This is a genomic window from Bordetella muralis (genome assembly GCF_965139205.1).
Classification (GTDB): Bacteria; Pseudomonadota; Gammaproteobacteria; order Burkholderiales; family Burkholderiaceae_B; genus Bordetella_A; species Bordetella_A muralis.
This window is the reverse complement of sequence record NZ_CBCSIU010000032.1, coordinates 1-23,070: the sequence shown is the minus strand read 5'-3', so window position 1 is coordinate 23,070 and position 23,070 is coordinate 1. Positions and strand designations below refer to the sequence as shown.

Sequence of the window (23,070 nt, the reverse complement as noted above, 5' to 3'; positions counted from 1 at the left end):
GCAACTGACCATACTGCGATTAAAATCCGCTCATGACCGATCATCCCACTCTCTCGCCTGACACGGCACTCGATTCGGCACGCCGCACGCTGCAAATCGAAGCCCAGGCCATCGTCGACCTGTCCGCCCGGCTGGACGGCGACTTTACGCGCGTCGTAGAACTGCTCCTGGCCTGTCGCGGCCGGGTTGTCGTCAGCGGCATCGGCAAGACGGGCCATATCGCCCGCAAAATCGCCGCCACCTTTGCCTCGACCGGGACTCCCGCGTTTTTTGTCCATGCCGCCGAGGCCATACATGGCGACCTGGGCATGATCACCCGCGACGATGTCCTGATTGCGGTCTCGCACTCCGGTTCGGGCCAGGAGTTGCTCACCATCCTGCCGGTCGCCCGCCGCATGGGCGCCCGCCTGGTCGCCATCACCGGCAACCCCGCATCCGAATTGGCGCAATTGGCAGACCTGCACCTGGACACCAGCGTGGCTCAAGAAGCCTGCCCGCTGAATCTGGCCCCCACGGCCAGCACGACGACTGCGCTGGCATTGGGCGATGCGCTCGCTGTCGCCTGCCTGGAGGCTCGCGGTTTCGGCCCCGAGGACTTTGCCCGGTCGCATCCCGGTGGCACCCTGGGCCGCCGTTTGCTGACTCACGTACGCGACGTCATGCGCGATGGCGCCGCCCTGCCGCTGGTCGCGGAGGACGCCAAACTCTTCCCCGCCCTCGAAGAAATGTCCGCAAAAGGCATGGGCATGACCATCGTGTTAGATTCGTCGGGTAAACCGGTCGGCATTTTCACCGACGGCGACTTGCGCCGCCTCATCGAACGCCATGGCGACATCCGCAATCTGACCGTCGCTCAGGGCATGACCCGTATGCCGCGCAGCATAGGCCCCGACGCGCTGGCCGTCGATGCCGCCCGCCTCATGGACGAGCAACGGCTCAACCAGATGCTGGTTGTCGACGCCAGTGGAGCCCTGCTGGGCGCTTTGCATATGCATGATCTGATGGCAGCCAAGGTAGTATGAATATGAATATCCCCCGCTCTTCTCCCCACCCCGCCGAAGCGCTGGTGCTGGCCCGCATTCCGCCTGCCGTGCGCGAACGTGCCGCCGCGGTGCGCCTGATGGTCTTCGACGTGGATGGCGTACTGACCGACGGCAGTCTGTACTACGGTGAAAACGGCGAGGAACTGAAACGGTTCCATACCCTGGATGGCCATGGCCTGCGCCTGCTCACCGAGGGCGGCCTGAAAATCGCACTCGTTACCGGGCGTTCGGGCCCCATCGTGAGCCGCCGTGCAGCGGAACTCGGGATTGCCGACGTCATGCAAGGCATCCGCGACAAGGCCGGTGCCCTGACGGAACTCGCACAACGACACGCCGTCGCGCTCAACCAGACAGGCTTTATGGGTGACGACATCATCGACCTGCCGGCCATGCAGCGCGCGGGCTTTGCCGCAAGCGTGCCCAACGCGCCGGGCTATATCACTCAGGCGGCGCACTGGGTCGCCTCGCAGCCAGGCGGCAGCGGTGCGGTACGCGAATGCTGCGACCTGCTGTTGGCCTCGCAGGGCCGGCTCGGCCCCTTCATGATGGCGCCGGGCCTGCTGGGCGCAGGCGCCATCCAATAACCCATCGGCCAGGCATGAAAGAGCGACTTCCCGCACTAATCGCATTATTGTTGTTGATTGCACTGGTGGCCTGCACCTGGTGGGCTGCCGACTACGCACAACGCGCCATTCCCGTCGATCCGCCACGCCGTCTGACACACGAAATGGATTCCTGGGCGCGCGACTTTGTCATGCTGCGCACCGACCCCCAGGGCAAACCCATCAATCGCATGGAAGGCAAATACGTGGAGCACTTCCCCGATGACGATTCGTACCATGTCACTGCCCCGCGTGCGATCGGCCAGCAAGAAGCCAACCCCATCACCGTCGGGACGGCCAACACCGCCGTCATGGAACAGGGCGGCAAACGCATCGTCATGAACGGCAAGGCCCATTTGCACCGCCAGCAAGACGCCCAAAACGATGCACTTGACGTACGCAGCGAACAGCTCATCATCCTGCCTGATGAGGATGTCATTTATACCGACCTGCCCGCCGTCGTCCTCAAGGGCAATTCGCGCATGAGCGGCACTGGCATGCACTACAACAACAAGACCCGGCAACTCCAGGTCTCCGCGTCGACCGACGTTGAGATTTCCGGTTCCGAAACACGTGGCCGTACTCGAAACGGCGCCAACCAGAATTGACCATGACAGACAGAACTTTCCCCCATGTCGCCCCCTTGGCCTGCCGCCACCGCGTGGCACGTGCCGGCGCCTTGCTCCTGACGACGCTGTTGCTAGGTATGGGCGCCAACGCTCACGCGCAGCAGCAAAGCGATTCGGCTGAAGAGCCCAGCACCATGATCTTGTCGGACACGCTGCACTATGACGACCTCAAACGCCAAAGCGTATTCACGGGCAACGTGGTGCTCACACGCGGGCTGATGAAACTGACCGCCGACAAGCTCGAGGTCAACGAAGACGAGGCGGGCAATCAGCACGGTACGGCTATTGCGAACAAGGGCAAAGTCGTCACGATCCGCCAAGAGCGCCCCGAGACTTTTGACGTCATCGAAGGTACGGGCCTGCGCGCTGAATACGACAGCAGCAAAAGTCAATTCGACCTGATCGGCCAAGCCGTGGTGATCCGCTATATCTGCGGCAAACAGTTCGACACGATCCGCGGCGAGCGGGTACGCTACAACGAAAAAACCGGCGTTTACCAAGCGCAAGGCGGTGCCAACTCTTCTGCCCCCGGCGGCCGCGTGCGTTCAGTCGTCGAGCCGCGCTCCAAGGCCGATGCGGCAGTCGCCGAATGCCGGGCCGGCAAGGGCAACAAAAAGGCCAAACAAACTAATGGCTAATCCTTCTTCATCTCTCAGTACCGCAGCAATGACTGACACCCGCACGCCGTCTCCGCCGCCCTCCGCCGCTGGCGTCAAGCAAGGCAGCCTGCGTGCCACGGGCCTGCGCAAGGTCTACAACGGCCGCACCGTCGTGCAAGACGTCTCCCTGTCGGTTGTCAGCGGCGAAGTGGTGGGCCTGCTGGGCCCCAATGGCGCCGGCAAAACCACCAGCTTCTACATGATTGTCGGCTTGGTGCCGGCCGACTCAGGCAGGATCGAAATCGATGGTACCGCCATCACCTCGATGCCGATTCACAAGCGGGCTCGCATGGGGCTGTCTTATCTGCCTCAGGATGCATCTGTGTTCCGTCGCCTGACCGTCGAACAAAACATCCGGGCAGTCCTGGAATTGCAGCTTGACGCACACGGTAAAGCCCTATCCGAACCACAAATCAAAGAGCAGCTCGAAACACTGCTCGATGAACTGCAGATCGGTCATATCCGCGGGAGTGCCGCGATTTCCTTGTCAGGCGGCGAACGCCGGCGTGTAGAGATCGCGCGCGCCCTGGCCACACGGCCGCGTTTCATTTTGCTGGACGAGCCTTTTGCTGGGGTCGATCCCATCGCCGTGATCGAGATTCAGCGCATCGTTCGTTTTCTGAAAGGCCGCGGGATCGGCGTCCTGATCACTGATCACAACGTGCGTGAAACACTCGGTATTTGTGACCGCGCCTACATCATCAGCGAGGGCAAAGTCCTCACCGACGGCCAGCCTGACGAAATCGTGGGCGACCCCGCCGTACGCCGCGTTTACCTGGGTGAGCATTTCCGGATGTAAGCAAAATAATTGCTGCGAACCCGACTTGTTTTACCCGATAGAGTCTATACACTAGTACTAACAGAGTTCCATTTCATCTTTCCTACAGGAGACCCTTTTATTCACTTTCCCGCGCGATAAGCGCACCTTGTAATGCCCTCGCCGCACCTTCGGCTTGCTGCTCCCCCGAGGGAGCGCGTTTGCCCACGGACGGCCTGACGGCAAACTTCTCTTTGATATAGAAGGAGAGCGCACTATGAACCTGAGCATCTGCGGTCGTCATCTCGACGTCACCCCGGCCATCCGGGAATATGTCATGAACAAACTGGCGCGAGTGCTGCGGCATTTCGATCACGTGATCGATACCCAGGTTATGCTCTCAGTAGAGCCCCTGCGGCATAGAGCCGAAATCACGATGAGACTACGTGGCAAAGACATCCACTGCGAAGCCGTGGACGAAAATCTCTATGCAGCCATCGACCTTCTGGCCGACAAGATCGACCGTCAAGTCCTGAAACACAAAGACAAGGTGCAAAGCCATACAGCTGAATCCGTCAAAAGACAAACGGACTTCAGCGCGCCGCCTTCCCCGTAAGGCCTCTACAGTACGACGGGCTCGCACGTAAGCGACCTAGCCCCATCCCAGATCCGCTCGACGGATCATGCTGACACCGGTGTCCCGCAGGATGAAACAATCCCGCCGGGGCATCGGCAAGATTCTCGCCCTTCCCCTCGCAGGCCTTTGTCACCGGTTACACCCCTGACTCGGCGTCCCCCTTTTCATTCTGGCCCCGAACCGACTATGCTTTCGGATTCAAACAGGCGAGCGACCGCAGCGATTTTGCCGCCGGGCCGCCCCCAAGGCAAAAAGCTCCCCCTCGAGGGCAGCAAGCCGAGGGCGCAGCGTGGGGGCTTTTTTGCACTGCGGCATAAAACTCTATAATGACCCGCATGAATCATTTGTCGCGCATCCTACCCGCCGGCAACGTTGTGCTCGACATGGCCGTTACCAGCAAGAAACGAGCATTCGAGCAGGCCGGGCTACTCTTTGAAAACCATCACGGTCTGGCCCGAACCGTTGTGTTCGACAGCCTGTTCGCTCGCGAGCGCCTTGGGTCTACGGCCCTGGGCCAAGGCGTGGCCGTGCCCCACGGCCGCGTCAAGGGGCTGGAAACGCCGCTGGCCGCTTTCGTGCGGCTGGCACAGCCCATCGCATTCGATGCTCCCGATGGCGAGCCCGTCTCCATGCTGATGTGCCTGCTCGTGCCTGAAACGGCTACCCAACAGCATCTGGACATTCTGGCCGAATTGGCCCAGCTCATGTCCAACAAAGCCCTGCGCGAGGCCTTGGCCACGGAAACCGATCCGGCCGAAGTCCACCGCATGCTGACCACCGGCCAACGCTGATATCGCGGGACAACGCCATGCTGACGGTGCAGGAACTGATCGACGATAACGTTGGTGACATTCCCCTTAACTGGATCGCAGGTCAGAATGCGGCCCAACGGGCGATTCCTGACGACGGCATGGCGGCCGCCGACCTGGTCGGTCACCTGAATCTCATCCACCCCTCTCGCGTCCAGGTATTTGGCCAAGAGGAAATCGCCTACTACCAGCGCATCGACCGCCGCCGCCGCGTCCACCTCATGGACGAGCTCTTGCTCGGAGGCGTGCCGGCCATTTTGCTGGCCGACGGCCTGACACCAACGCAGGACCTGATCGACCAATGCGAACAGCATCAGGTCCCCCTGCTATCGACACCGGTAGCCGCCGCCCAGCTGATCGATCTGCTGCGGATCTACCTGAGCAAGAAACTCGCACCCACGACCACCGTGCATGGCGTCTTCATGGACGTGCTTGGCCTGGGGGTACTCATCACGGGCGAGTCGGGGCTGGGCAAAAGCGAACTGGCGCTGGAATTGATCTCGCGCGGACATGGCCTGGTCGCCGATGATGCGGTGGAGTTTTCGCGCATTGCTCCAAACATGATCGAGGGCCATTGCCCACCCCTGCTGCAAAACATGCTGGAGGTGCGCGGACTGGGGCTGCTGGATATCCGCACCATTTTTGGCGAGACCTCCGTTCGCCGCAAAATGCGCCTGAAACTCATCGTGCATTTGGTGCGTGCGACGGCTCAAGACAAATTCGAGCGCCTGCCATTGCAAGACATCACGCAGGACATGCTGGGCCTGCCTGTGCGCAAAGTCATGCTGCAGGTGGCCGCCGGCCGCAACCTGGCCGTGCTGGTCGAGGCCGCCGTACGCAATACCATCCTGAAACTGCGCGGCATCGACACGCTGGGCGAATTCATGGAACGGCAGGCCATGGCGATCCTGCAAAGCAGCAAATAAACGCGCTCAGTTCAACGCGAAGCATCCCGCACACGCTTGACCTCGAATGCCGTCACCGCGCTCGCCCGGTTGTCCCAACTGAATCGGATAAACGAAATCAGCGCGGCAATATCGTTGTCCCCCAAGACCTGCCCAAAGGGCGGCATGCCATGCGGCCGAGGGTTGGCCGCCGTGGCCGGCGCGTAAGCCCCATCCAACACCAGACGGATCGCATTGATCGGCGACGGCGCGGTCACGGTGGGATTGCCCGCCAATGGCGGCCATGCCAGTCCGCTGCCCTGTCCCTGGTCTTGATGGCATTGTGCACAATGCTGGGCATACAGCTTTCCCCCACGGTCCATTACCGCGTTCGAGGGCTGAGCGGCTGCGTCGGACTGGTTGTTGGACGAGACGTCCAGGCTGCTCTGCGTAGGAGGCAAGGACTTCAGATACGTCCCCATGGCTAAAGCATCCGCCTCGCTCAGATACTGCGAACTGCCCAGCACCACTTCGGCCATGGGTCCGCTGGCCGTCGAGTGCTGCGCCATGCCTGTGCGCAACAACGCCGCGATGTCTTGCGCAGTCCATTTCCCCAAGCCTCTCACCGGATCGGCGGTCAGAGAAGGGGCATACCAATCCAACCCCGCAATCATGCCTCCGGTCAGCCCGTCTGCGGCTCGTGTCGCCCCCAGGCTGTTGCGCGGCGCGTGGCAGGCAGCGCAGTGCCCCAGCCCCTCGACCAGATAGCGGCCGCGATTCCATTGGGCAGATTGACCCTCGTCCTCTGGCAGCACGCCCGGCTCGAAATACAAAGCGCGCCAAAACGCCAATAACCCCCTCTGATCGTAGGGGAATTTCAGCCCATGGGCTCGACTAGGCTGACTGGAGGGTGTCACGGTGCGCAAGAACGCAAATAACGCATCGGAATCCGCACGCGAAACCCGGGTGTACTCCGTATAAGGGAATGCGGGGTACAGCAGGCTTCCGTCCTTGGATTTGCCGTTGTGCAAGGCTTGCCAAAAATCGTCAGCGGTCCAAGCACCAATACCGGCTTGGGGGTCGGGCGTAATGTTCGGACCATACAAGGTGCCAAACGGTGTGGGTATGGGCGTACCGCCTGCGTAGGTTTGGCCGCCAGGCACCGTATGACACCCCATGCAGTTGCCGAGCCTGGCCAGGTAGCGCCCCTGTTCGATCAGTTGTTGCCCCGCGACTGCCGATTCCGCGCCGGCTTGCGCTATAGCCGGACTCGGTGCCACGTCATCACGGGTACCAATCCAATACAAGACGCCCACGGCCGCCAGGCATGCCACGAACAAGGTCAACAGACCATATTGAATGATGCGTTTCATGCCGCCCCTCAGCGTTGCGCCTGACTGCCACATTCGGCAGGCAAGGTGGTTGCCCCTGCTGGGTCGGGCAGGTATGGCTCTACGACAGGACGCGACGACAGCCATGCCGACAGTGCGCCGATGTCTTCCGGTGTGAGCTTGTGAGCAACGTCAGCCATGCAATCGGGAGCGGCCGCGCGACGCAGTCCGTTTTTCCAGCCGCCGATCTGCGCGCCGATATAGTCGCGAGGCAAACCCAGCAGGCCGGGGATCGCAGGCGAGTGCCCGCTGAGCGCCGCACCGTGGCAAGCCACACATGCGGGCAAACCGCGTGCGGGATCGCCGTGCATGGCCAACACCCGGCCGTGCTCCAGCATATCAGCCGACACCACCGGCCGAACGGGAGGCGGATACGGCACATGCTGGTCCGCAAAATAGGAGGCAATTTCACGCAAATAATCGTCCGGCAATCCCGCCAGCAAATGGGTCATGGGCCGATATAGCCTTAAACCGTCACGAAAATTCAACAACTGATGGTAAAGATAGTCGCTGGGCTTGCCGGCCAACCGTGGGTAATAGCCATCGGCCCCCGCCTTGCCTTGTGCGCCGTGGCACGCGGTACAGGCAGCCACGCGCGCTTGCATGGTATCCGGCTGCAGGATGTCGTTGCCCGGCGCGGTAGATTGTGCAGAAACGGGCGACAGAGCGCTTAGCGCCACAAGAGCCCAGCCCAGCGCCCAGCGCAAGGGCCATCCCATTTGATACCTACAGGAAAACGCTGACATGGAGGATGCTGACATTGATTGCTGCGAAGGAAAGAAATCAGGACAATGAACGGCCGGCACGACATGGCGGCCTCATCTTACGCCGCCAAGTCCGATAGGTACAGAAAGCTCGTACGGCTCCCGCGCGCTACTGATCACATCACAACGCATCCGGTAGAGAACGGGTAGCCAAAATCATGCAACAATCAGGGTCATGTTAAGAGTCGTCCTCATTACCGGAATATCTGGCTCAGGCAAGTCGGTGGCATTGCGCATGCTCGAAGACACCGGCTATACCTGCATCGACAATCTGCCGGTGCGCTTCCTAAGCGAGTTCATCTCCAGCGCGCGCGATGAAAATCTGGAGCGGGTCGCTATTGCCATCGACGTGCGTTCCCCAGGAGAGCTGGCAGAGCTGCCTGACGTGGTGACCGCGCTGCGCGCCATGGGCACGTCGCTACGGGTCATTTTCCTGGATGCCAACACACAGACACTGGTCCAGCGTTATTCCGAGTCTCGCCGCCGTCACCCGCTGACAGACCGTTTGTCACGGGGTGGGCAAGCTCCCTCGCTGCTCGATGCGATTTCGCTCGAGCGCGATCTGCTGGCGCCCTTGCGGGAGCAGGAGCATGTCATTGACACCTCGGGCCTGACGCCGGGCCAATTGCGCTCTTGGATTGCCGATCTGATCCAAGACGATCGGCCGCCGTTGGTGCTGACGTTCGAGTCGTTTGCCTATAAACGCGGCGTACCCAACGACGCAGACCTGGTATTTGACGCACGCTGTTTGCCCAACCCGTACTATGACCGCAACTTGCGTCCATTGACGGGCCGTGACGAGCCTGTCGCTACCTGGCTGGCGAGCTTTGATGTTGTCGGACAGATGATTGACGACATTACGGGCTATTTGCGGCGCTGGTTGCCGCAATACACGCAAGATACGCGCAATTATCTGACTGTCGCTGTCGGATGCACCGGTGGACAACACCGTTCGGTCTATGTCGTCGAGCAGCTGGCTAAACGCTTTGCGGACCACGACCCGTTGTTGATACGCCACCGCGCCCAGTTACCGGACGAACACACGTGATCCGCACCCGCCAATTCCTGATGCCCTTTGTGGTCAGCCTGGCCGTGATCATCGCAGGCTGCTCGTCCACCAGCCCCCGGAAGGCGGGCGGATATTACAAGGACGACGGTCCAGGTAAAGATGTGCCCGCTGATGTCGATACGACGTCGGATGCGATTCCGCGTATCGAGCCGCTGGCTAGCGGGGCCAACCGTCCGTACACCGTGTTGGGCAAACGCTATGTGCCGATCACCGATCCGGACAAGCCCTACAAGGCACGCGGAGTGGCTTCCTGGTATGGCAAAAAATTTCACGGCAACAGCACCTCGATTGGCGAGTCTTATGACATGTACGCGATGACGGCGGCGCATCCCACGATGCCGCTGCCCAGTTACGCGCGTGTAACCAGCAGCGTCAATGGCCGTACGATCATTGTCCGGGTCAATGATCGGGGACCATTTCATCGCGGCCGCATCATGGATCTGTCGTATACCGCGGCGCATAAGCTGGGCTTGATCGGCAGCGGCAGCGGCGAGGTGACGGTGGAGCGCATTCTGCCCGAAGAGATCCGTCTGGCGCAGTCGCGGGGGACGGTGGTGACGGCCACTGGCGAGGCGGCGTCCACCGCCCGGGGAGACACGGTCACGCCTACACCGCTGCCATCGTCGACATTGACGATGACGGAATTGGAACCCACGCCGGTGGCGTCGATGGCGCCGGCCACTGTGTCGGGTGCCCCTGCTGCCGCGGATACGGCTACGGCTGTCGCGAGTGCAGCCAACACGCCTGTGCCGGCCTCGGCCCAGCCTGCCGGGGTTTATCTGCAAATGGGCGCCTTCAGCCAGCCGGCGAATGCGCAGGCGCTGGTGCGGCGGGTCAATAGTCAGTTGAATTCGTCGGCGGGGAATGTGCCCGCAGTCGTGCAGCAGAATGGCTCGCTGTATCGGGTGCGGTTGGGCCCTTATGCCGATCGGGCTACGGCATTGAATGTGGCGCAGCAGGTGGCGGATCGGACCGGCATTTTGCCCAGCTTGGCGACTTATTGAGGACGGTTACGGCATCACCAGGGCAGGTCTAGCTGGCCGTTGTCTACACGGCGCACGCGGGGATGATGGCCCAGGTAGCGGTGGCCCTCGTGTTTGAGCAAGGCTTGTTTGCGTTCCAAGCCGCCGCCGAATCCGGTCAGCGAGGTATCGCGGCCGATGATGCGGTGACAGGGAATGAAAATCGAAATCGGATTGCGACCGACGGCCTGGGCGGCAGCGCGAACGGATTTGGGCTTGCCGATGGACAACGCGAGATCGCTATAGCTGTTGGTCGTGCCAAAGGGTAGCGCCAACAGGGCCTCCCAGACGGCCTGTTGGAACGGCGTGCCCTGCGGGGCAAGCGGCACCTCGAATTCGCGGCGTTCGCTTGCAAACCACTCGGCCAGCTCTGTTTCGGCTTGGCAGAGTGTCGGGTGTTCGGGGTGCTTTTGCCATGCGTCTGAGTAGGCCGGCAGGTCCCATTGGTCCAGAAACCAAGCGCCGCTCAATGCGGGGAAATCATCGTTTGCACTGGACAGTGACGCCGCGGCGAGGCGCATTGGACCCAAGGGTGTCTCGGTGTCCAGATAAATCACGCGATGTTCGGCAGTAGGGAGTTTCATACATCTGCCTTGCGAGCTAGTGCCAGCGCGTACATGACGTCTCGCGGCTGGCCGGTGACTTTTGCGGCGACCTTTGCGGTGTCGCGCACGGATAATGTCTCGAGCAAGGCATCGAGTAGTACGAGGGTCGCAGGATCGTCGGGACCGGACTCGTCGTGTCCAGATGACGGTGCCGCATGTACGATCAGTACGAATTCGCCCTGGGCGCGGTGAGCATCCTCGGCGAACCAGTCGGCGGCCTGCGCCAGTGGCAGTGTGACGATTTGCTCAAAACGCTTGGTCAGCTCGCGAGCGATCGTCAGCTCTCGTTGTCCACCGCATACTTCGAGTAAATCAGCCAGCATGGCCGTAAGCCGATGCGGTGACTCGAACATCACGACGGGAGCGGGCAAGGCGCACCACGAACGCAGCCAGCGCTGCCGCGCCACGGCCTTGTGCGGCGCAAAGCCCGCGAAAGCATAGGCAGGATTTTCGTCGGAGGTCACGCCGCTGCCCATCAGGGCTGTGATGACGGCGCTGGGCCCGGGCACCGGCACCACGACATAGCCGGCAGCACGCACTGCACGCACGACGCGTGCGCCGGGATCGCTGACCGCGGGTGCACCCGCGTCGGAGATGAGCGCGACACGCTGGCCCTGTTCCAAGCGTTGACAAATGTCCTGGGCAGCAGCGGCCTCGTTATGGCGATGAGCGGCCATCAGCGGCGTGGAGATTCCCCAGGCGTCCAACAAACTGCGGCTGGAGCGCGTGTCCTCGGCAGCGATCACATCTGCCTGCGCCAAGGCTTGCCAGGCGCGCAGTCCCAGGTCACCCAGGTTGCCGATCGGGGTGGCCACCACGTACAAGGCGGCCTCGGGCCAGTACTGGCCAGTCACGCGCTCGGCCATGCGGCTCCAGGCATCGCCAGCCTGCGCCAATGGGACATTTTGATTCATTCGGGACACCACCAAACAGCAAAGTATGTCAGTGTAGCCGCCCCGACAAGACGATGGCATCCGGCCCCATGCATGACCCGTTTCTGGATATTGCCTACGCGCGCGCTCAGCAGGCGCAACAGCGTCAACTCAAGCGGCGCCGTGCCGCCGCCCGGCGAGCTGCTCGAGCGTCCACCGCAGATGGCGACATGGACCGCGAACCATCGGCATCCCCAACACAACGCGTGGGCGCGGAGCACGAAGACCGCGCGCTGCAACGGCTCATCGACGCGGGGCTGGTTCCGCTGGCACGCAATCTCCGGTGTCGTGCCGGCGAAATCGACCTTGTCATGCGGGACGGCGACATGCTGGTCTTTGTGGAGGTCCGAGCCCGCGCCAGCAATCGCTACGGCGGCGCCGCGGCCAGTGTCGGCCCCGAAAAACGCGCACGCCTCATTCGCAGTGCGACATTGCTGTTGCCCGGCTTGGCACGCCGGTATTGGCAGGGCCATACCCCGATCGCCCGCTTTGACGTGGTCGCCTTTGACGGCGATGAAATTGAATGGCTGCGGGCGGCATTCAGCCTGTGAAAGGCGGATAGTTTTGGTGACATGTGTATCTCTCCTGCGAACGCCGGATGTGCCTCGCACAGTCGTCCTGAGTTTGCCGGCCTGCGCCCCTGGGCGAATACCGGCGTGACACGCTTTGAACCCACCTCGCCGCCCGCAGGCGCGTCCGCCGCGTCCCCCTGCGACCATGAGATAATGCGCGCATGGATATGACCTCTAGAATGACGTCGCACTTTCGCGACGCCATGGCTGCCTGTGAAGAAAGCATGCACGCGCTGTCGGCCCCCCTGGCCAGCGCGGTCGATATGCTATTTGCGGCGCTGGCCAACAATGGCAAGATTCTCGCTTGCGGCAACGGCGGCTCGGCTGCCGACGCTCAACATTTCATTGCTGAACTGGTCGGCCGCTTCGAACGCGAACGGCTGCCCTTGGCAGGTATCGCCCTGAACACCGATACCGCCATTCTGACCGCGGTCGGCAACGATTACGGCTTTGAGGAAATCTACGAACGCCAGGTCAGCGCGCTCGGGCAACCGGGCGACGTGCTGGTCGCGATTTCCACCAGCGGAAATTCCGCCAACGTGATCCGCGCCATGGAGGCCGCTCACGACCGCGAAATGACCATCATCGTCCTGACCGGCAAGGGTGGCGGGGTCATGAGTGAACTATTGACCGAACACGACGTCAATTTATGTGTGCCTCATGACCGCACCATGCGCATCCAGGAAATTCACTCCCTGCTGTTGCATGCGCTCTGTGACGGTATCGATGCCTTACTTCTCGGAGACACCGAATAATGTTGGACACTCAAAAGGTTGCTCGCCCCCTGCTTCTGGCTGCCATGATCGCCACCGCGGCGGTTTCCCTTTCGGCCTGCGCCCCGTTGATCGTGGGCGGCGCCGCGGCTACCACCGCAGTCGTCATCACGGACCGGCGCACGTCTGGCGCTCAGCTCGAGGACAAAAACATCGAGTTCAAGGCCGAGAAGCAAATCGGCGACAAACTGGGCGACAGTGCCCGCGTCAATGCGCTCTCGTACAACAACGTGTTGCTGCTGACGGGCGATGTCCCCTCGGCAGAGGCCAAGACCCAGGCCACGTCCATTGCGCAAGGCATCCAGCACGTCAAAAAAGTAGTCAATCAGCTCAATATCGGGCCTGCAGCGTCGTTTAGCACCCGCTCCAACGACACCTGGCTGACATCCAAAGTCAAAACCCAGCTGATCAACACCAAGTATGTACCGTCTGCCACGATTGACATCACGACGGATCGTGGCGTGGTGTACATGATGGGTCTGGTCACCGAAGCCGAAGGCGACTACGCTGCCAACGCCGCCTCGACAGTCAGCGGCGTGACCAAAGTCGTGAAGATCTTCGAAACCATCAGCCGCGAAGAAGCCATGCGCCTGTCCGGGCAGAGCGACTCCAAATCGAGCACGACGTCGTCATCCAGTACCTCGTCGCAAACCAGAGCGCCCATCGAATCCGGTAGTGGCAACGCCACCAACGGTGTCGAGCTCATGCCGATCAAATAGGTCAACAGATTAATCCGGCCGCCTTGCGGCTACGCCCTTTTCTCCCCGGTATGAATGCCGCGGTTTCTCGAGGCAGAAGATGAAAAAAATCGTTCTCACCCTGGCCGTCCTGGTGGCGGCTGGCATCGGCGCCTGGTTCGTGTGGCGCCCTGCCCCGACCGCGCCCGATGTCGCCTTCACAACGATCGAAGGCAAGACATTCAGCATGCAAGACCTGCGCGGCAAGGTCGTGCTGGTGAAATTCTGGGCCACGAGCTGCGTCACCTGCGTCAAGCAAATGCCGGGCGCCATCGAGACGTACAAGAAATACGCCCCCAAAGGCTATGAGGCCGTGGCCGTGGCCATGAGCTACGATCCGCCCAATTATGTGTTGAACTACGCCGAAACGCGCAAGCTGCCCTTCCCGGTGACACTGGACACCAAAGGCGAGCTCGCCCGCGCGTTTGGCGACGTCAAACTCACTCCCACGGCGTTCCTGATCGACAAGGAAGGCCACATCATCAAACGCTATCTGGGCGACTACGACGTGGCGGAATTTCACGCCACGCTGGAAAAAGCGTTGGCGACTGGCTGATCACAACAGTCAGTATCGCATTTGGGCCTCTTTGCCACCCGAGGCCGCCTGCGCCAGTGCCTTGGTAATGATGCTGGTCGACACATTGGCAAAATAGCGCGCCCCCAAGGCGCCGTACTTTTCCTCATCGGCGGGCGTCAACGCGATGATGCCCGGACACTTTCCTGCCGAGGCAATCGCCTTTAGCCCCTGCTCGATGGCCTGCTGCACGGGCGCGGCATTCCAGTCGCTGCCGTATCCCATGGCATGGGCCAGATCGTTCGGGCCGATAAACACCGCGTCTACGCCATCCACTGCGGCGATCTCTCCTGCAACGGCAATGGCCTCCGGGGTTTCGATCATGGCAATGAATCCGATGCCGTCATTGCTGCGCTGAGTGTGCCCGGCCCCGCCAAATGCGCCGTAGCCTGCGGCACGCGTGCTGAATGCGCTGCCGCGCCGGCCCACCGGCGGGTAGTGAATCATGTCCGCCAGGCGCTGTGCCTGTGCAACGCTCTCGACCATGGGTACCTGCACCGCACTGGCCCCCATGTCCAGGATGCGCGGCAGGTCTGGTTCAAAGCAACGCACGATGGGAACGATGCCTGTGGCACGCGCCGCGCGCAGCATGTGTTCCGTCACCCCGAAATCCGCACTGCCGTGCTCGTTGTCCAGAATGATGAAATCAAAGCCCGCATAGGCACACATTTCAACGATGGCCGGACTGGGCAGGCCGTTGAATAGACCTCGCAGAGGCTTGCCACTGCGCAGCATGTCGGGTAACCGCCCGTCCAAGGGATAACGTGCATCAGTCATTACTGTCTCCGAATACAGCGACGTGTGTGATCAATCGGCCTGAATACCTGCATCCTTGATCACTTTGCCCCATTTTTCAATCTCACTGCGCTGGAATTGCGAAAATGCAGCCGAATCCCGGCCGTCCGGTGCGACCCCGAGCGTCATCAATTTGGCACGCACTTGCGGTGTCTTCACGATTTCCGCTATCTCGCGCGCCAGCCGGTCTACGACGGGAGCAGGCGTGCCTGCAGGTGCAAAGATACCCTGCCAGGACTGCATTTCAAAACCGGGCAGCCCGAGTTCAGCCAATGGCTTGACCCCAGGCAGATCTGCCAAAGGCTGTGCCGAGGTGACGCCTAATACCTTGACGCGTTTTGCATCGATCATCGGACGCGCTGCGGCGACCGTCTCAAACACCATATCGATTTGCCCGCCGATCAAATCCACCATGGCCTGCGACCCGCCCTTGTAGATGATCTGACGCAGGCGAGTATCCGAGATGGACTGGAACAACTGGCCCGACAAATGCTGCGAAGTCCCTGCGCCCGCGGTGCCGTACGTCAAATTATCTGGCTCCGCACGCGCAGCATCGATGACCTGCTGGACCGAGTTGAACGGACTATCGGCGCGAACCACCAAGGCATTGCTGACCATGCCCACCAGCGCAACCGGCGTGAAATCCTTCACCGGATCGTAGCCAGGCGACTTGATGAAGAACGGATTGACGGCATGTGTCGTGATAGTGCCGCCGACCAGGGTGTAGCCGTCCGGCTCGGCCCGGGCCGCCTGTTGCGTACCGACCAGCCCTGACACGCCTGGCTTGTTCTCGACAATCACCGACTGCCCTAGCCGCGCGCTCAATTGTTCTGCCATCAATCTGGCCACGCCATCGGATACGCCGCCGGGCGAGAACGGCACAATGTATCGAATGGTTTTGGTGGGCCACGCGGCGTCATTCGCTTGCGCCTGAGCCATCGGCATAACGCTCCCCATGGCGGCTACTGCAATCAAGGTGCGAATGAAAAAGCCCGTGCGCTGCGCCTTCGGCTTGCTGCTTCCACCGCGGGCGTTTTGGTTTTGGAACTGTCCGCTAACAAAAAAACGACTGATCATGTTGTCTCCTGCAAATCATTGCCAGCGTGCTCAATACACGCCGTTAAAGGTTGTTGTCTTTCGGTTTGGATCTGACGGTCGCACGCTCTATGAGGTCGCAAGGCACGACCACGTCACGCGGCCGTAGCTCGGCCTGCATCTGTTCACGCAGCAGATTGACGGTGGCATCGACCATGGGTTCGACCTGTTGACGTACGGTTGTCAATTGATACGCTCCCCAAGCCGCCTGCGGGACATCGTCAAACCCGACCACAGCGACGTCTTCGGGAATGCGCAGCCCGACCTCCTGGCGCAGCACGTCCAAAACCGCAATGGCCATGTGATCATTGCCCACGAACAGGGCATCGGGACGAGCATCGTCCGCAAACATGCGACGCACCGCAGCCTGCGCGAGATCAAAGTTGTAATGTCCCACCTCGCGGCAACTGACATCGTGTCCCAGTTGACGCAACGTATCGCGATAGCCGCGCTCCCGCTCAATGCTGGTTGACGAATCCTCCAGCCCGGCGAGATAGCCAAAGCGACGATATCCACGTTCGACCAGCAGCCGTGCGACCTTGGCACCGCCTGCATAGTTGTCCGAGGTCACCGAGCTGCTGGCATGCCGAGCCAACCCACCGAGAATGGATACCCGGTTGAACTGCACCACCGGCACGCCGACTTCGGCGCAACTCTGCGCGACGTTAGACGACAGCATGGCCGAGGCCATCACGATGCCATCGACTTGATATTGCAGAATTTCCGCCAACACGCCATCCGCAGCCTCGTCGACCTCGGCGATGAACATCAAGACGTGATAGCCCTCTTTCTGCAACTTCTGCGAAAGCTTTTCGATCACCAGCGGATAGAACTGGTTTTCGAGATAGCTCATCACCAGCGCCACGATACGGCTGCGGCGCGTAATCAGACTGCGTGCCAAGGCATTGGGCCGATAGCCCAGCCTCTGCGCCGCGGCCAATACCTTGCGCCGCGTTTCCTCTGACACGCTGGCCCCGGGAGTAAACGTGCGGCTCACAGCAGACTGCGACACCTGCGCCAGATCGGCCACATCCTGGGCACGAGGAGCGGTTTTCATGCGGCGGTCCATCCGGCATCCAACATCAACGCACTGCCCGTCATCAGACTGGACGCGTCACTGGCCAGAAAGACGATCGCTCCCATCACCTCTTCCAGCCGGCCGACACGTCCCAATGCGTTACGCGCACAGATCCAATCACGAAAACCTGGCTCCTGCAGCATACCTGCGGTCATCGGCGTTTCAATGAACGTCGGACATACCGTGTTCACGCGGATATTCGCGCCGCCCAGCTCCCACGCCAGCGCACGCGTCATTCCTTCCAACGCATGTTTACTGGCACAGTACAAGGTGCGGCGCGGGCTTCCCACATGCCCCATCTGCGACGAGACATTGATGATCGACCCTGCCGACCCTGCTTGCAATAAACGGCGCGCTACTGCGCGGCAGGTATAAAAAGCAGCCTTCACATTGAGATCGAGCACGGCGTCGATATCTTCGATAGGTTGCTCGACTAACGGCTTGGGACGGTTCATCCCGGCGTTATTCACCAGGATATCGAAGGGCTCACCCTGTTCGATGGCATGGTCCACCGCGGCAGCATCCGTCACGTCCAACACCAAGGACGCACAGGCGATCCCCTCGGCGCGCAGCGCCTCGCACACCTGCATCAACTCGGGCTCACGCCGCGCCGCTACCGTCACGTGCGCACCGGCACGGCCGAGCGCGGCGGCGGCGGCCAACCCGATCCCGCCGCTGCCACCGGTCACCAATGCACGGCGCCCGTCCACCCGGAAGTCAGGGCCTGTAGGCAAAGCAATCATGCGCTCGCCTCGGCATCGACCGGTTGATACCACGGCAAATCGGGACGATTACCATAGCGGCGCACGCGGATGTTGGCCTGCTCGCCGTGCCCGGCGAAATTTTCCATATGGCACAAGCGCGAACAATACGCCCCCATGGCGGCACTGGCCTCGTCCGTCAACACGCGTTGATAGGTGCAGGTCTTCAGGAACTTGCCTACCCACAACCCGCCCGTATAACGCGCATTGCGATTGGTCGGCAGCGTGTGATTGGTGCCGATCACTTTGTCGCCAAAGCTCACGTTGGTGCGCGGCCCGAGGAACAGCGCGCCGTAATTGGTCATGTTGTTAAGGAAATAGTCCGGATCCCGCGTCATGACCTGCACGTGCTCGGAAGCTATCTCGTCGGCCACCTGCAGCATCTCTTCATAACTGTCGCAGACAATGACCTCGCCGCAATCCGCCCATGAGACCGCGGCAATGCCCGCCGTCGGCAGGATCGCCAGTTGACGCTCAATCTCGGCCATCGTGTCACGTGCCAGTTGCTCGCTGTTTGTCAGCAACACCGCCGGCGAAGTCGGCCCGTGCTCCGCCTGACCCAGCAGATCGACGGCACACAGTTCGCCGTCCACGCTGTCATCGGCAATCACCAGCGTTTCCGTAGGCCCCGCAAACAGATCGATGCCCACACGGCCATATAGTTGGCGCTTGGCCTCGGCCACAAACATGTTGCCGGGCCCGACCAGCATATCTACAGGCGCCACACTCGGCGTCCCGACAGCCATGGCCACCACCGCCTGCACTCCGCCCAGCACCAGGATTTCATCTGCACCGGCCATGTCCATGGCCGTCACAATGGCAGGATGTGGCTGACCTTGATAAGGCGGCGCCGTCGACACGATGCGTTTTACGCCTGCAACCTTTGCGGTCAGAACGCTCATGTGCGCCGAAGCGAGCAGAGGATATTTGCCGCCCGGGATATAGCACCCCACCGCATTCATCGGCACATGCTTGTGGCCCAGGACCACCCCCGGATACGTTTCGACCTCGACCTCGCGCATCGAGTCACGCTGTATCTGAGCGAAATTGCGCACCTGCGTTTGCGCGAATGCGATGTCCTCGATTTCCCGATCGGACAACTGCTTGCGAGCCGCCTCGATTTCGGCGCGCGACAAACGGAAATCCGCGGGATCCCATTGGTCGAACTTGCGGCTGTATTCCCGTACCGCCTCGTCGCCACGCGCCTCGATGTCTCGGATGATGCCTTCGACAGTCGCTCGGACTTTGGTGTCGTCATCGGTTTTTACGGCAGCGGTCCTGCCACGCTTCAAATAGCGAATCATGATTGCATCCCAGCAAAGGTCAGTGAGTCCTAAAGTGGCTGCACTTTCGACGCCTTGCATACGTATGCAAATAAGGGAAAACCCGTAATTTCATTCCATGACAACATACAAAAAAGCCGAACCGGAATACCGGTTCGGCTTTTTACTGTTGCACCATCCCGGGCCCGCCCTCGTAGGCAAGCCCGGCTATCAGGTACGGTTTAAAACGCCGGCACCACCGCGCCCTTGTACTTTTCCTCGATGAATTTCTTCACTGCAGGAGTGTGTAACGCGTTGACCAGTTTCTTGATGGCCGGAGCGTCCTTGTTGTCTTCGCGGGTAACCACGATATTCGCGTAGGGCGAGTCCGCCCCCTCGATGAACAGCGCATCCTTGGTCGGTACCAAGCCGGCTTCCAGCGCGTAATTGGTATTGATCAGCGCCAGCGCGACATCATCCAGTGCGCGCGGCAAAATGGCCGCCTCCAGTTCGCGGAACTGCAATTTTTTGGGATTTTCGGCAATATCCAGCGGAGTCGCCGTGATGTTGGTCGGATCTTTCAGCTTGATCACGCCTTGCTTTTGCAGCAACAACAAGGCGCGGCCGCTATTGGAAGGATCATTGGGAATCGCCACCGTCGCGCCCGAGGGCAGATCCGCCACCGATTTCAGCTTGCGCGAGTAGCCGCCAAAGGGCTCGACGTGCACCAGGCCAACTGCCACGAGCTTCGCACCGCGATCCTTGTTAAAGGTATCCAGATACGGTTGATGCTGGAAAAAATTGGCGTCCAACTCTTTGTCGGCCAACTGCAGATTGGGCTGCACATAGTCACTGAACACCTTGATGTCCAATTCCACGCCTTCTTTGGCCAGCTCGGGTTTGACAACCTCCAGAATCTCGGCGTGCGGCACCTGTGTCGCACCCACCACCAGCTTTTCAGCATGAGCGGCGCCAGCCAGGAAAAATGCAGAGGCCACCAGGGCCGTCCGGACAAAGGGGAAGCGCATAAATAACCTCGTAAAGTAAACAATCACTGGCCTCGTGAGCCGTGGCCGTTGCAAAAACGCCCTCAATTTACCTGAATAGCAGTTATTTGTCGGGCATAACAACATAGGTTTTGGATATATGGCATACGCGCGGTCTACAATCTGCCGTATGCTTGCCCTGGCAGCGCCGATCTCTACGCGCCGGCGCAGGCATTTTCATTTTTTCTGACCTTTTGACTGAGTTTTTCTGCCATGACCGACACCCCCGATCCTGCCGTCGTTTCGTCGCCTGCTCTGAAGGCGGCTGTTCTTTCCGAAGCGCTGCCGTATATACGACGATTCCATGGCAAGACCATCGTGGTGAAGTACGGCGGCAACGCCATGACCGAAGAGCGCCTGCAACGCAGTTTCGCCCACGATGTGGTGTTGCTCAAGCTGGTCGGCCTGAACCCTGTCATCGTGCACGGCGGTGGCCCGCAGATCGACGATGCCCTGCGTCGTGTCGGTAAACAAGGCACGTTCATCCAAGGCATGCGCGTCACGGACGCCGAGACGATGGAAGTCGTCGAATGGGTGCTGGGCGGCCAGGTCCAGCAAGACATCGTCATGATGATCAACGAAGCAGGCGGCAAAGCCGTCGGCCTGACCGGTAAAGACGGCATGTTGATCCAGGCCAAGAAAAAACTGATGGCCAACAAGGAGAACCCCGCCGAGCCGCTGGACATCGGGTTTGTCGGCGACATCACGCAGGTCGAGCCCGCCGTGGTCAAGGCCCTGCAGGACGATCAATTCATTCCAGTGATTTCGCCTATTGGTTATGGCGAGGACGGCACCGCCTACAACATCAATGCAGATGTGGTGGCCGGCAAAATGGCAGAGGTCCTGGGCGCAGAAAAACTGCTGATGATGACCAACACCCCGGGCGTGCTGGACAAGGCTGGCAAACTGCTGCGCACCTTGTCGGCCCAGACCATCGATGAGCTGTTCGCCGACGGCACCATCTCTGGCGGCATGCTGCCCAAGATTTCGTCATCGCTGGATGCTGCGAAAAACGGCGTGAATTCCGTCCACATCGTCGATGGCCGTGTACCCCACTGCCTGTTGTTGGAAATCCTGACCAGCGAAGGCGTTGGCACCATGATCAGCTCGCATTGATGCGAGCACAACGCTATCTATTGCGGCCCGCGGCGCGCCAGCGTCGCTCGCGCCGCGTTGCCACGGGCGTGTCCGAACGCCTGTGGTTGTTCGATCTGGACAACACGCTGCACGACTGCTCACACGCGATCTTTCCGCGTATCGATCATGGCATGACCCGGGCAGTCGCCGAATCGCTCAATGTCGATATCGACACGGCCAATCAATTGCGCTCGAAATATTGGCGGCGCTATGGAGCGACGGTCATTGGCATGGTGCGTCATCATGGCATCGATCCTCATGCGTTCCTGCGTCTGAGTCACGACTTTGACGTGCGTCCGTTGATCCGTGCAGAGACGGGCCTGGCGGGCAAGCTGCGTCAGTTGCCCGGGCGCAAGGTCCTGCTCACCAACGCGCCGTTTCACTACGCACGCGACGTGCTGCGGCACCTCGGTATCTTGCGGCATTTCGACAGTATGTGGGCCATTGAGCACATGCGTTTGCATGGCGAGTTTCGTCCCAAACCGTCTGCCGCCTTGCTGCGGTACGTCCTGGCGCACGAAGGCGTGCCGGCAGCGCGAGCGGTCCTGGTCGAAGACACACTGCCCAATCTGCGCGGCGCTCGCCAAGTAGGCTTACGAACGGTCCATGTCTATCACACGGGCACGCCTTTCGCTCGCCGCAACAACCAACGTCCGAGCTACGTCGACTTGCGGGTAAACTCGGTCAGTGATTTACTGCTCCGTCGCCGTCCGCTGCGAGTGATATAGCGGGCATTCATTCTTCTCTTGATTCAGACCAACTGTAGTCAGCCATGGCCAGCAAACCCGGCGAGCGCAAGACCCAGATCCTGCAAACCCTGGCAGAAATGCTAGAGCAACCGCACGCGGCGCGTATCACCACGGCCGCGCTGGCGGCGCGCATGCAGGTATCCGAAGCAGCGTTGTATCGACATTTCGCGAGCAAGGCGCAGATGTTCGAGGGGCTGATCGAATTCATCGAAGTCAGCCTGTTCACCCTGGTCAATCAGATCGTCGCAGCCGAGCCGCATGGTGTGGGGCAGGCGCGCAAGACAGTGTCGATGTTGCTGGCGTTTTCAGAACGCAATAAGGGCATGACGCGCGTGCTGACGGGGGATGCGCTGGTAACCGAGGATAATCGGTTGCAGGAGCGGATCAATCACATCAATGATCGGATTGAGGCTTCGCTGAAGCAGTCGCTGCGTGTTGCGGTGACTAATGGGGATCTGCCGGTTGATACGGATGTCAGTGCTCGGGCTAGTTTGCTGACGCATCTCGTGTTGGGGAGGTGGTTGCGGTATGCGCAGAGTGGGTGGAGGGTGGTGCCTACGGGGCATTTGGATGAGCATTTGAGAGTTATGTTGTAGGGCGTGGGGCGGTTTTAGTGCTATTGGCGTCGATGCGGGGCAGTGGCTGCGTGGGGGCTTCACGTGGCCGGTCCGGNGCGGACACCGTAGGG

27 protein-coding genes are annotated in these 23,070 nt (G+C 60.8%); 17 read left to right on the top strand and 10 right to left on the bottom strand.

The window, feature by feature from the left end:
* Positions 1–32: 32 nt before the first annotated feature.
* The 8 genes from ACNA0I_RS25055 to hprK all read left to right on the top strand — a co-directional run bounded on the left by ACNA0I_RS25055 (position 33) and on the right by hprK (position 6,062).
* The gene (locus tag ACNA0I_RS25055; protein WP_415808735.1) at positions 33–1,022 is read left to right on the top strand and encodes a KpsF/GutQ family sugar-phosphate isomerase; all 990 of its coding nucleotides are present in this window, start codon (positions 33–35) and stop codon (positions 1,020–1,022) included.
* On the top strand, positions 1,019–1,627 hold the full coding sequence (locus ACNA0I_RS25050) for a KdsC family phosphatase (protein WP_415808734.1): 609 nt from the start codon (positions 1,019–1,021) through the stop codon (positions 1,625–1,627). Before ACNA0I_RS25055 ends, ACNA0I_RS25050 begins: the two co-directional genes overlap by 4 nt.
* A gap of 14 nt (positions 1,628–1,641) precedes the next feature.
* On the top strand, positions 1,642–2,253 hold the full coding sequence (gene lptC, locus ACNA0I_RS25045; RefSeq protein ID WP_415808733.1) for an LPS export ABC transporter periplasmic protein LptC: 612 nt from the start codon (positions 1,642–1,644) through the stop codon (positions 2,251–2,253).
* A gap of 98 nt (positions 2,254–2,351) precedes the next feature.
* Positions 2,352–2,912, top strand: a complete 561-nt coding sequence (gene lptA, locus ACNA0I_RS25040) for a lipopolysaccharide transport periplasmic protein LptA (RefSeq protein WP_415808751.1) — start codon at positions 2,352–2,354, stop codon at positions 2,910–2,912.
* A gap of 28 nt (positions 2,913–2,940) precedes the next feature.
* Positions 2,941–3,732, top strand: a complete 792-nt coding sequence (lptB, locus tag ACNA0I_RS25035) for an LPS export ABC transporter ATP-binding protein (protein ID WP_415808732.1) — start codon at positions 2,941–2,943, stop codon at positions 3,730–3,732.
* Between the two features lie 235 nt (positions 3,733–3,967).
* Positions 3,968–4,306 (top strand): ribosome hibernation-promoting factor, HPF/YfiA family, encoded by a 339-nt coding sequence (hpf, locus tag ACNA0I_RS25030; RefSeq protein ID WP_094819663.1) that lies wholly within the window; start codon positions 3,968–3,970, stop codon positions 4,304–4,306.
* Between the two features lie 356 nt (positions 4,307–4,662).
* The gene (locus tag ACNA0I_RS25025; RefSeq protein ID WP_176456437.1) at positions 4,663–5,118 is read left to right on the top strand and encodes a PTS sugar transporter subunit IIA; all 456 of its coding nucleotides are present in this window, start codon (positions 4,663–4,665) and stop codon (positions 5,116–5,118) included.
* Between the two features lie 17 nt (positions 5,119–5,135).
* Positions 5,136–6,062 carry an HPr(Ser) kinase/phosphatase gene (hprK, locus tag ACNA0I_RS25020; RefSeq protein ID WP_415808731.1) on the top strand — a complete coding sequence of 309 codons (927 nt, stop codon included), beginning with the start codon at positions 5,136–5,138 and terminating at the stop codon, positions 6,060–6,062.
* 11 nt (positions 6,063–6,073) lie between these two features.
* Here hprK and ACNA0I_RS25015 read toward each other — a convergent pair whose 3' ends face one another.
* Complete coding sequence (locus ACNA0I_RS25015; protein ID WP_415808730.1) at positions 6,074–7,393, bottom strand: c-type cytochrome; 1,320 nt, start codon at positions 7,391–7,393, stop codon at positions 6,074–6,076.
* Positions 7,394–7,401: 8 nt separating this feature from the next.
* Complete coding sequence (locus tag ACNA0I_RS25010) at positions 7,402–8,016, bottom strand: c-type cytochrome (protein WP_415808750.1); 615 nt, start codon at positions 8,014–8,016, stop codon at positions 7,402–7,404.
* Positions 8,017–8,350: 334 nt separating this feature from the next.
* Here ACNA0I_RS25010 and rapZ point away from each other — a divergent pair, with 334 nt between their 5' ends.
* Together rapZ and ACNA0I_RS25000 are read left to right on the top strand one after the other, a co-directional pair.
* On the top strand, positions 8,351–9,223 hold the full coding sequence (gene rapZ / locus ACNA0I_RS25005) for an RNase adapter RapZ (RefSeq protein WP_415808729.1): 873 nt from the start codon (positions 8,351–8,353) through the stop codon (positions 9,221–9,223).
* Positions 9,220–10,248, top strand: a complete 1,029-nt coding sequence (locus ACNA0I_RS25000) for a septal ring lytic transglycosylase RlpA family protein (protein WP_415808728.1) — start codon at positions 9,220–9,222, stop codon at positions 10,246–10,248. The genes rapZ and ACNA0I_RS25000 overlap by 4 nt, the downstream gene beginning before the upstream one ends.
* Positions 10,249–10,262: 14 nt before the next feature.
* Here the strand turns inward: ACNA0I_RS25000 and ACNA0I_RS24995 are convergent, their stop codons facing one another.
* Positions 10,263–10,850 (bottom strand): methylated-DNA--[protein]-cysteine S-methyltransferase, encoded by a 588-nt coding sequence (locus tag ACNA0I_RS24995; protein ID WP_415808727.1) that lies wholly within the window; start codon positions 10,848–10,850, stop codon positions 10,263–10,265.
* Positions 10,847–11,785: a 16S rRNA (cytidine(1402)-2'-O)-methyltransferase gene (gene rsmI / locus ACNA0I_RS24990; protein WP_415808726.1), complete on the bottom strand. Its 939-nt coding sequence runs from the start codon at positions 11,783–11,785 to the stop codon at positions 10,847–10,849. The genes ACNA0I_RS24995 and rsmI overlap by 4 nt, the downstream gene beginning before the upstream one ends.
* Before the next feature lie 68 nt (positions 11,786–11,853).
* On the opposite strand from rsmI, the gene ACNA0I_RS24985 reads away from it, so the two are divergent.
* The 4 genes from ACNA0I_RS24985 (at position 11,854) to ACNA0I_RS24970 (ending at position 14,441) form a co-directional block, all read left to right on the top strand.
* Positions 11,854–12,354: a YraN family protein gene (locus ACNA0I_RS24985; RefSeq protein ID WP_415808725.1), complete on the top strand. Its 501-nt coding sequence runs from the start codon at positions 11,854–11,856 to the stop codon at positions 12,352–12,354.
* Between the two features lie 182 nt (positions 12,355–12,536).
* Positions 12,537–13,130, top strand: coding sequence for a phosphoheptose isomerase (locus ACNA0I_RS24980; protein WP_415808724.1), 594 nt, complete (start codon positions 12,537–12,539; stop codon positions 13,128–13,130).
* A complete protein-coding gene (locus ACNA0I_RS24975) occupies positions 13,127–13,867 on the top strand; it encodes a BON domain-containing protein (RefSeq protein WP_415808748.1) in 741 nt (246 codons plus the stop codon). The genes ACNA0I_RS24980 and ACNA0I_RS24975 overlap by 4 nt, the downstream gene beginning before the upstream one ends.
* 79 nt (positions 13,868–13,946) lie before the next feature.
* On the top strand, positions 13,947–14,441 hold the full coding sequence (locus ACNA0I_RS24970) for a peroxiredoxin family protein (RefSeq protein WP_415808723.1): 495 nt from the start codon (positions 13,947–13,949) through the stop codon (positions 14,439–14,441).
* 9 nt (positions 14,442–14,450) lie between these two features.
* On the opposite strand, the gene ACNA0I_RS24965 is transcribed toward ACNA0I_RS24970, so the two are convergent.
* The 6 genes from ACNA0I_RS24965 to ACNA0I_RS24940 form a co-directional block, all read right to left on the bottom strand.
* On the bottom strand, positions 14,451–15,236 hold the full coding sequence (locus ACNA0I_RS24965) for an HpcH/HpaI aldolase family protein (RefSeq protein WP_415808722.1): 786 nt from the start codon (positions 15,234–15,236) through the stop codon (positions 14,451–14,453).
* Positions 15,237–15,266: 30 nt separating this feature from the next.
* Positions 15,267–16,211, bottom strand: coding sequence for a Bug family tripartite tricarboxylate transporter substrate binding protein (locus ACNA0I_RS24960; RefSeq protein WP_415808747.1), 945 nt, complete (start codon positions 16,209–16,211; stop codon positions 15,267–15,269).
* A gap of 163 nt (positions 16,212–16,374) precedes the next feature.
* Entirely contained in the window at positions 16,375–17,406 is a 1,032-nt protein-coding gene (locus ACNA0I_RS24955) for a LacI family DNA-binding transcriptional regulator (RefSeq protein ID WP_415808721.1), read from the bottom strand.
* The gene (locus ACNA0I_RS24950; protein WP_415808720.1) at positions 17,403–18,170 is read right to left on the bottom strand and encodes an SDR family NAD(P)-dependent oxidoreductase; all 768 of its coding nucleotides are present in this window, start codon (positions 18,168–18,170) and stop codon (positions 17,403–17,405) included. Before ACNA0I_RS24950 ends, ACNA0I_RS24955 begins: the two co-directional genes overlap by 4 nt.
* Positions 18,167–19,492, bottom strand: a complete 1,326-nt coding sequence (gene hisD, locus ACNA0I_RS24945; RefSeq protein WP_415808719.1) for a histidinol dehydrogenase — start codon at positions 19,490–19,492, stop codon at positions 18,167–18,169. Before hisD ends, ACNA0I_RS24950 begins: the two co-directional genes overlap by 4 nt.
* A gap of 200 nt (positions 19,493–19,692) precedes the next feature.
* Positions 19,693–20,478: a MetQ/NlpA family ABC transporter substrate-binding protein gene (locus tag ACNA0I_RS24940; RefSeq protein WP_415808718.1), complete on the bottom strand. Its 786-nt coding sequence runs from the start codon at positions 20,476–20,478 to the stop codon at positions 19,693–19,695.
* Between the two features lie 231 nt (positions 20,479–20,709).
* Here ACNA0I_RS24940 and argB point away from each other — a divergent pair, with 231 nt between their 5' ends.
* Genes argB through slmA form a run of 3 tightly spaced genes read left to right on the top strand, consistent with a single transcriptional unit; the run spans position 20,710 to position 22,978 of the window.
* Complete coding sequence (argB, locus tag ACNA0I_RS24935; protein WP_415808717.1) at positions 20,710–21,612, top strand: acetylglutamate kinase; 903 nt, start codon at positions 20,710–20,712, stop codon at positions 21,610–21,612.
* Positions 21,612–22,361 (top strand): pyrimidine 5'-nucleotidase, encoded by a 750-nt coding sequence (locus tag ACNA0I_RS24930; RefSeq protein WP_415808716.1) that lies wholly within the window; start codon positions 21,612–21,614, stop codon positions 22,359–22,361. The genes argB and ACNA0I_RS24930 overlap by 1 nt, the downstream gene beginning before the upstream one ends.
* Before the next feature lie 44 nt (positions 22,362–22,405).
* Entirely contained in the window at positions 22,406–22,978 is a 573-nt protein-coding gene (slmA, locus tag ACNA0I_RS24925; RefSeq protein WP_094819645.1) for a nucleoid occlusion factor SlmA, read from the top strand.
* The last annotated feature ends 92 nt before the right edge of the window (positions 22,979–23,070 follow it).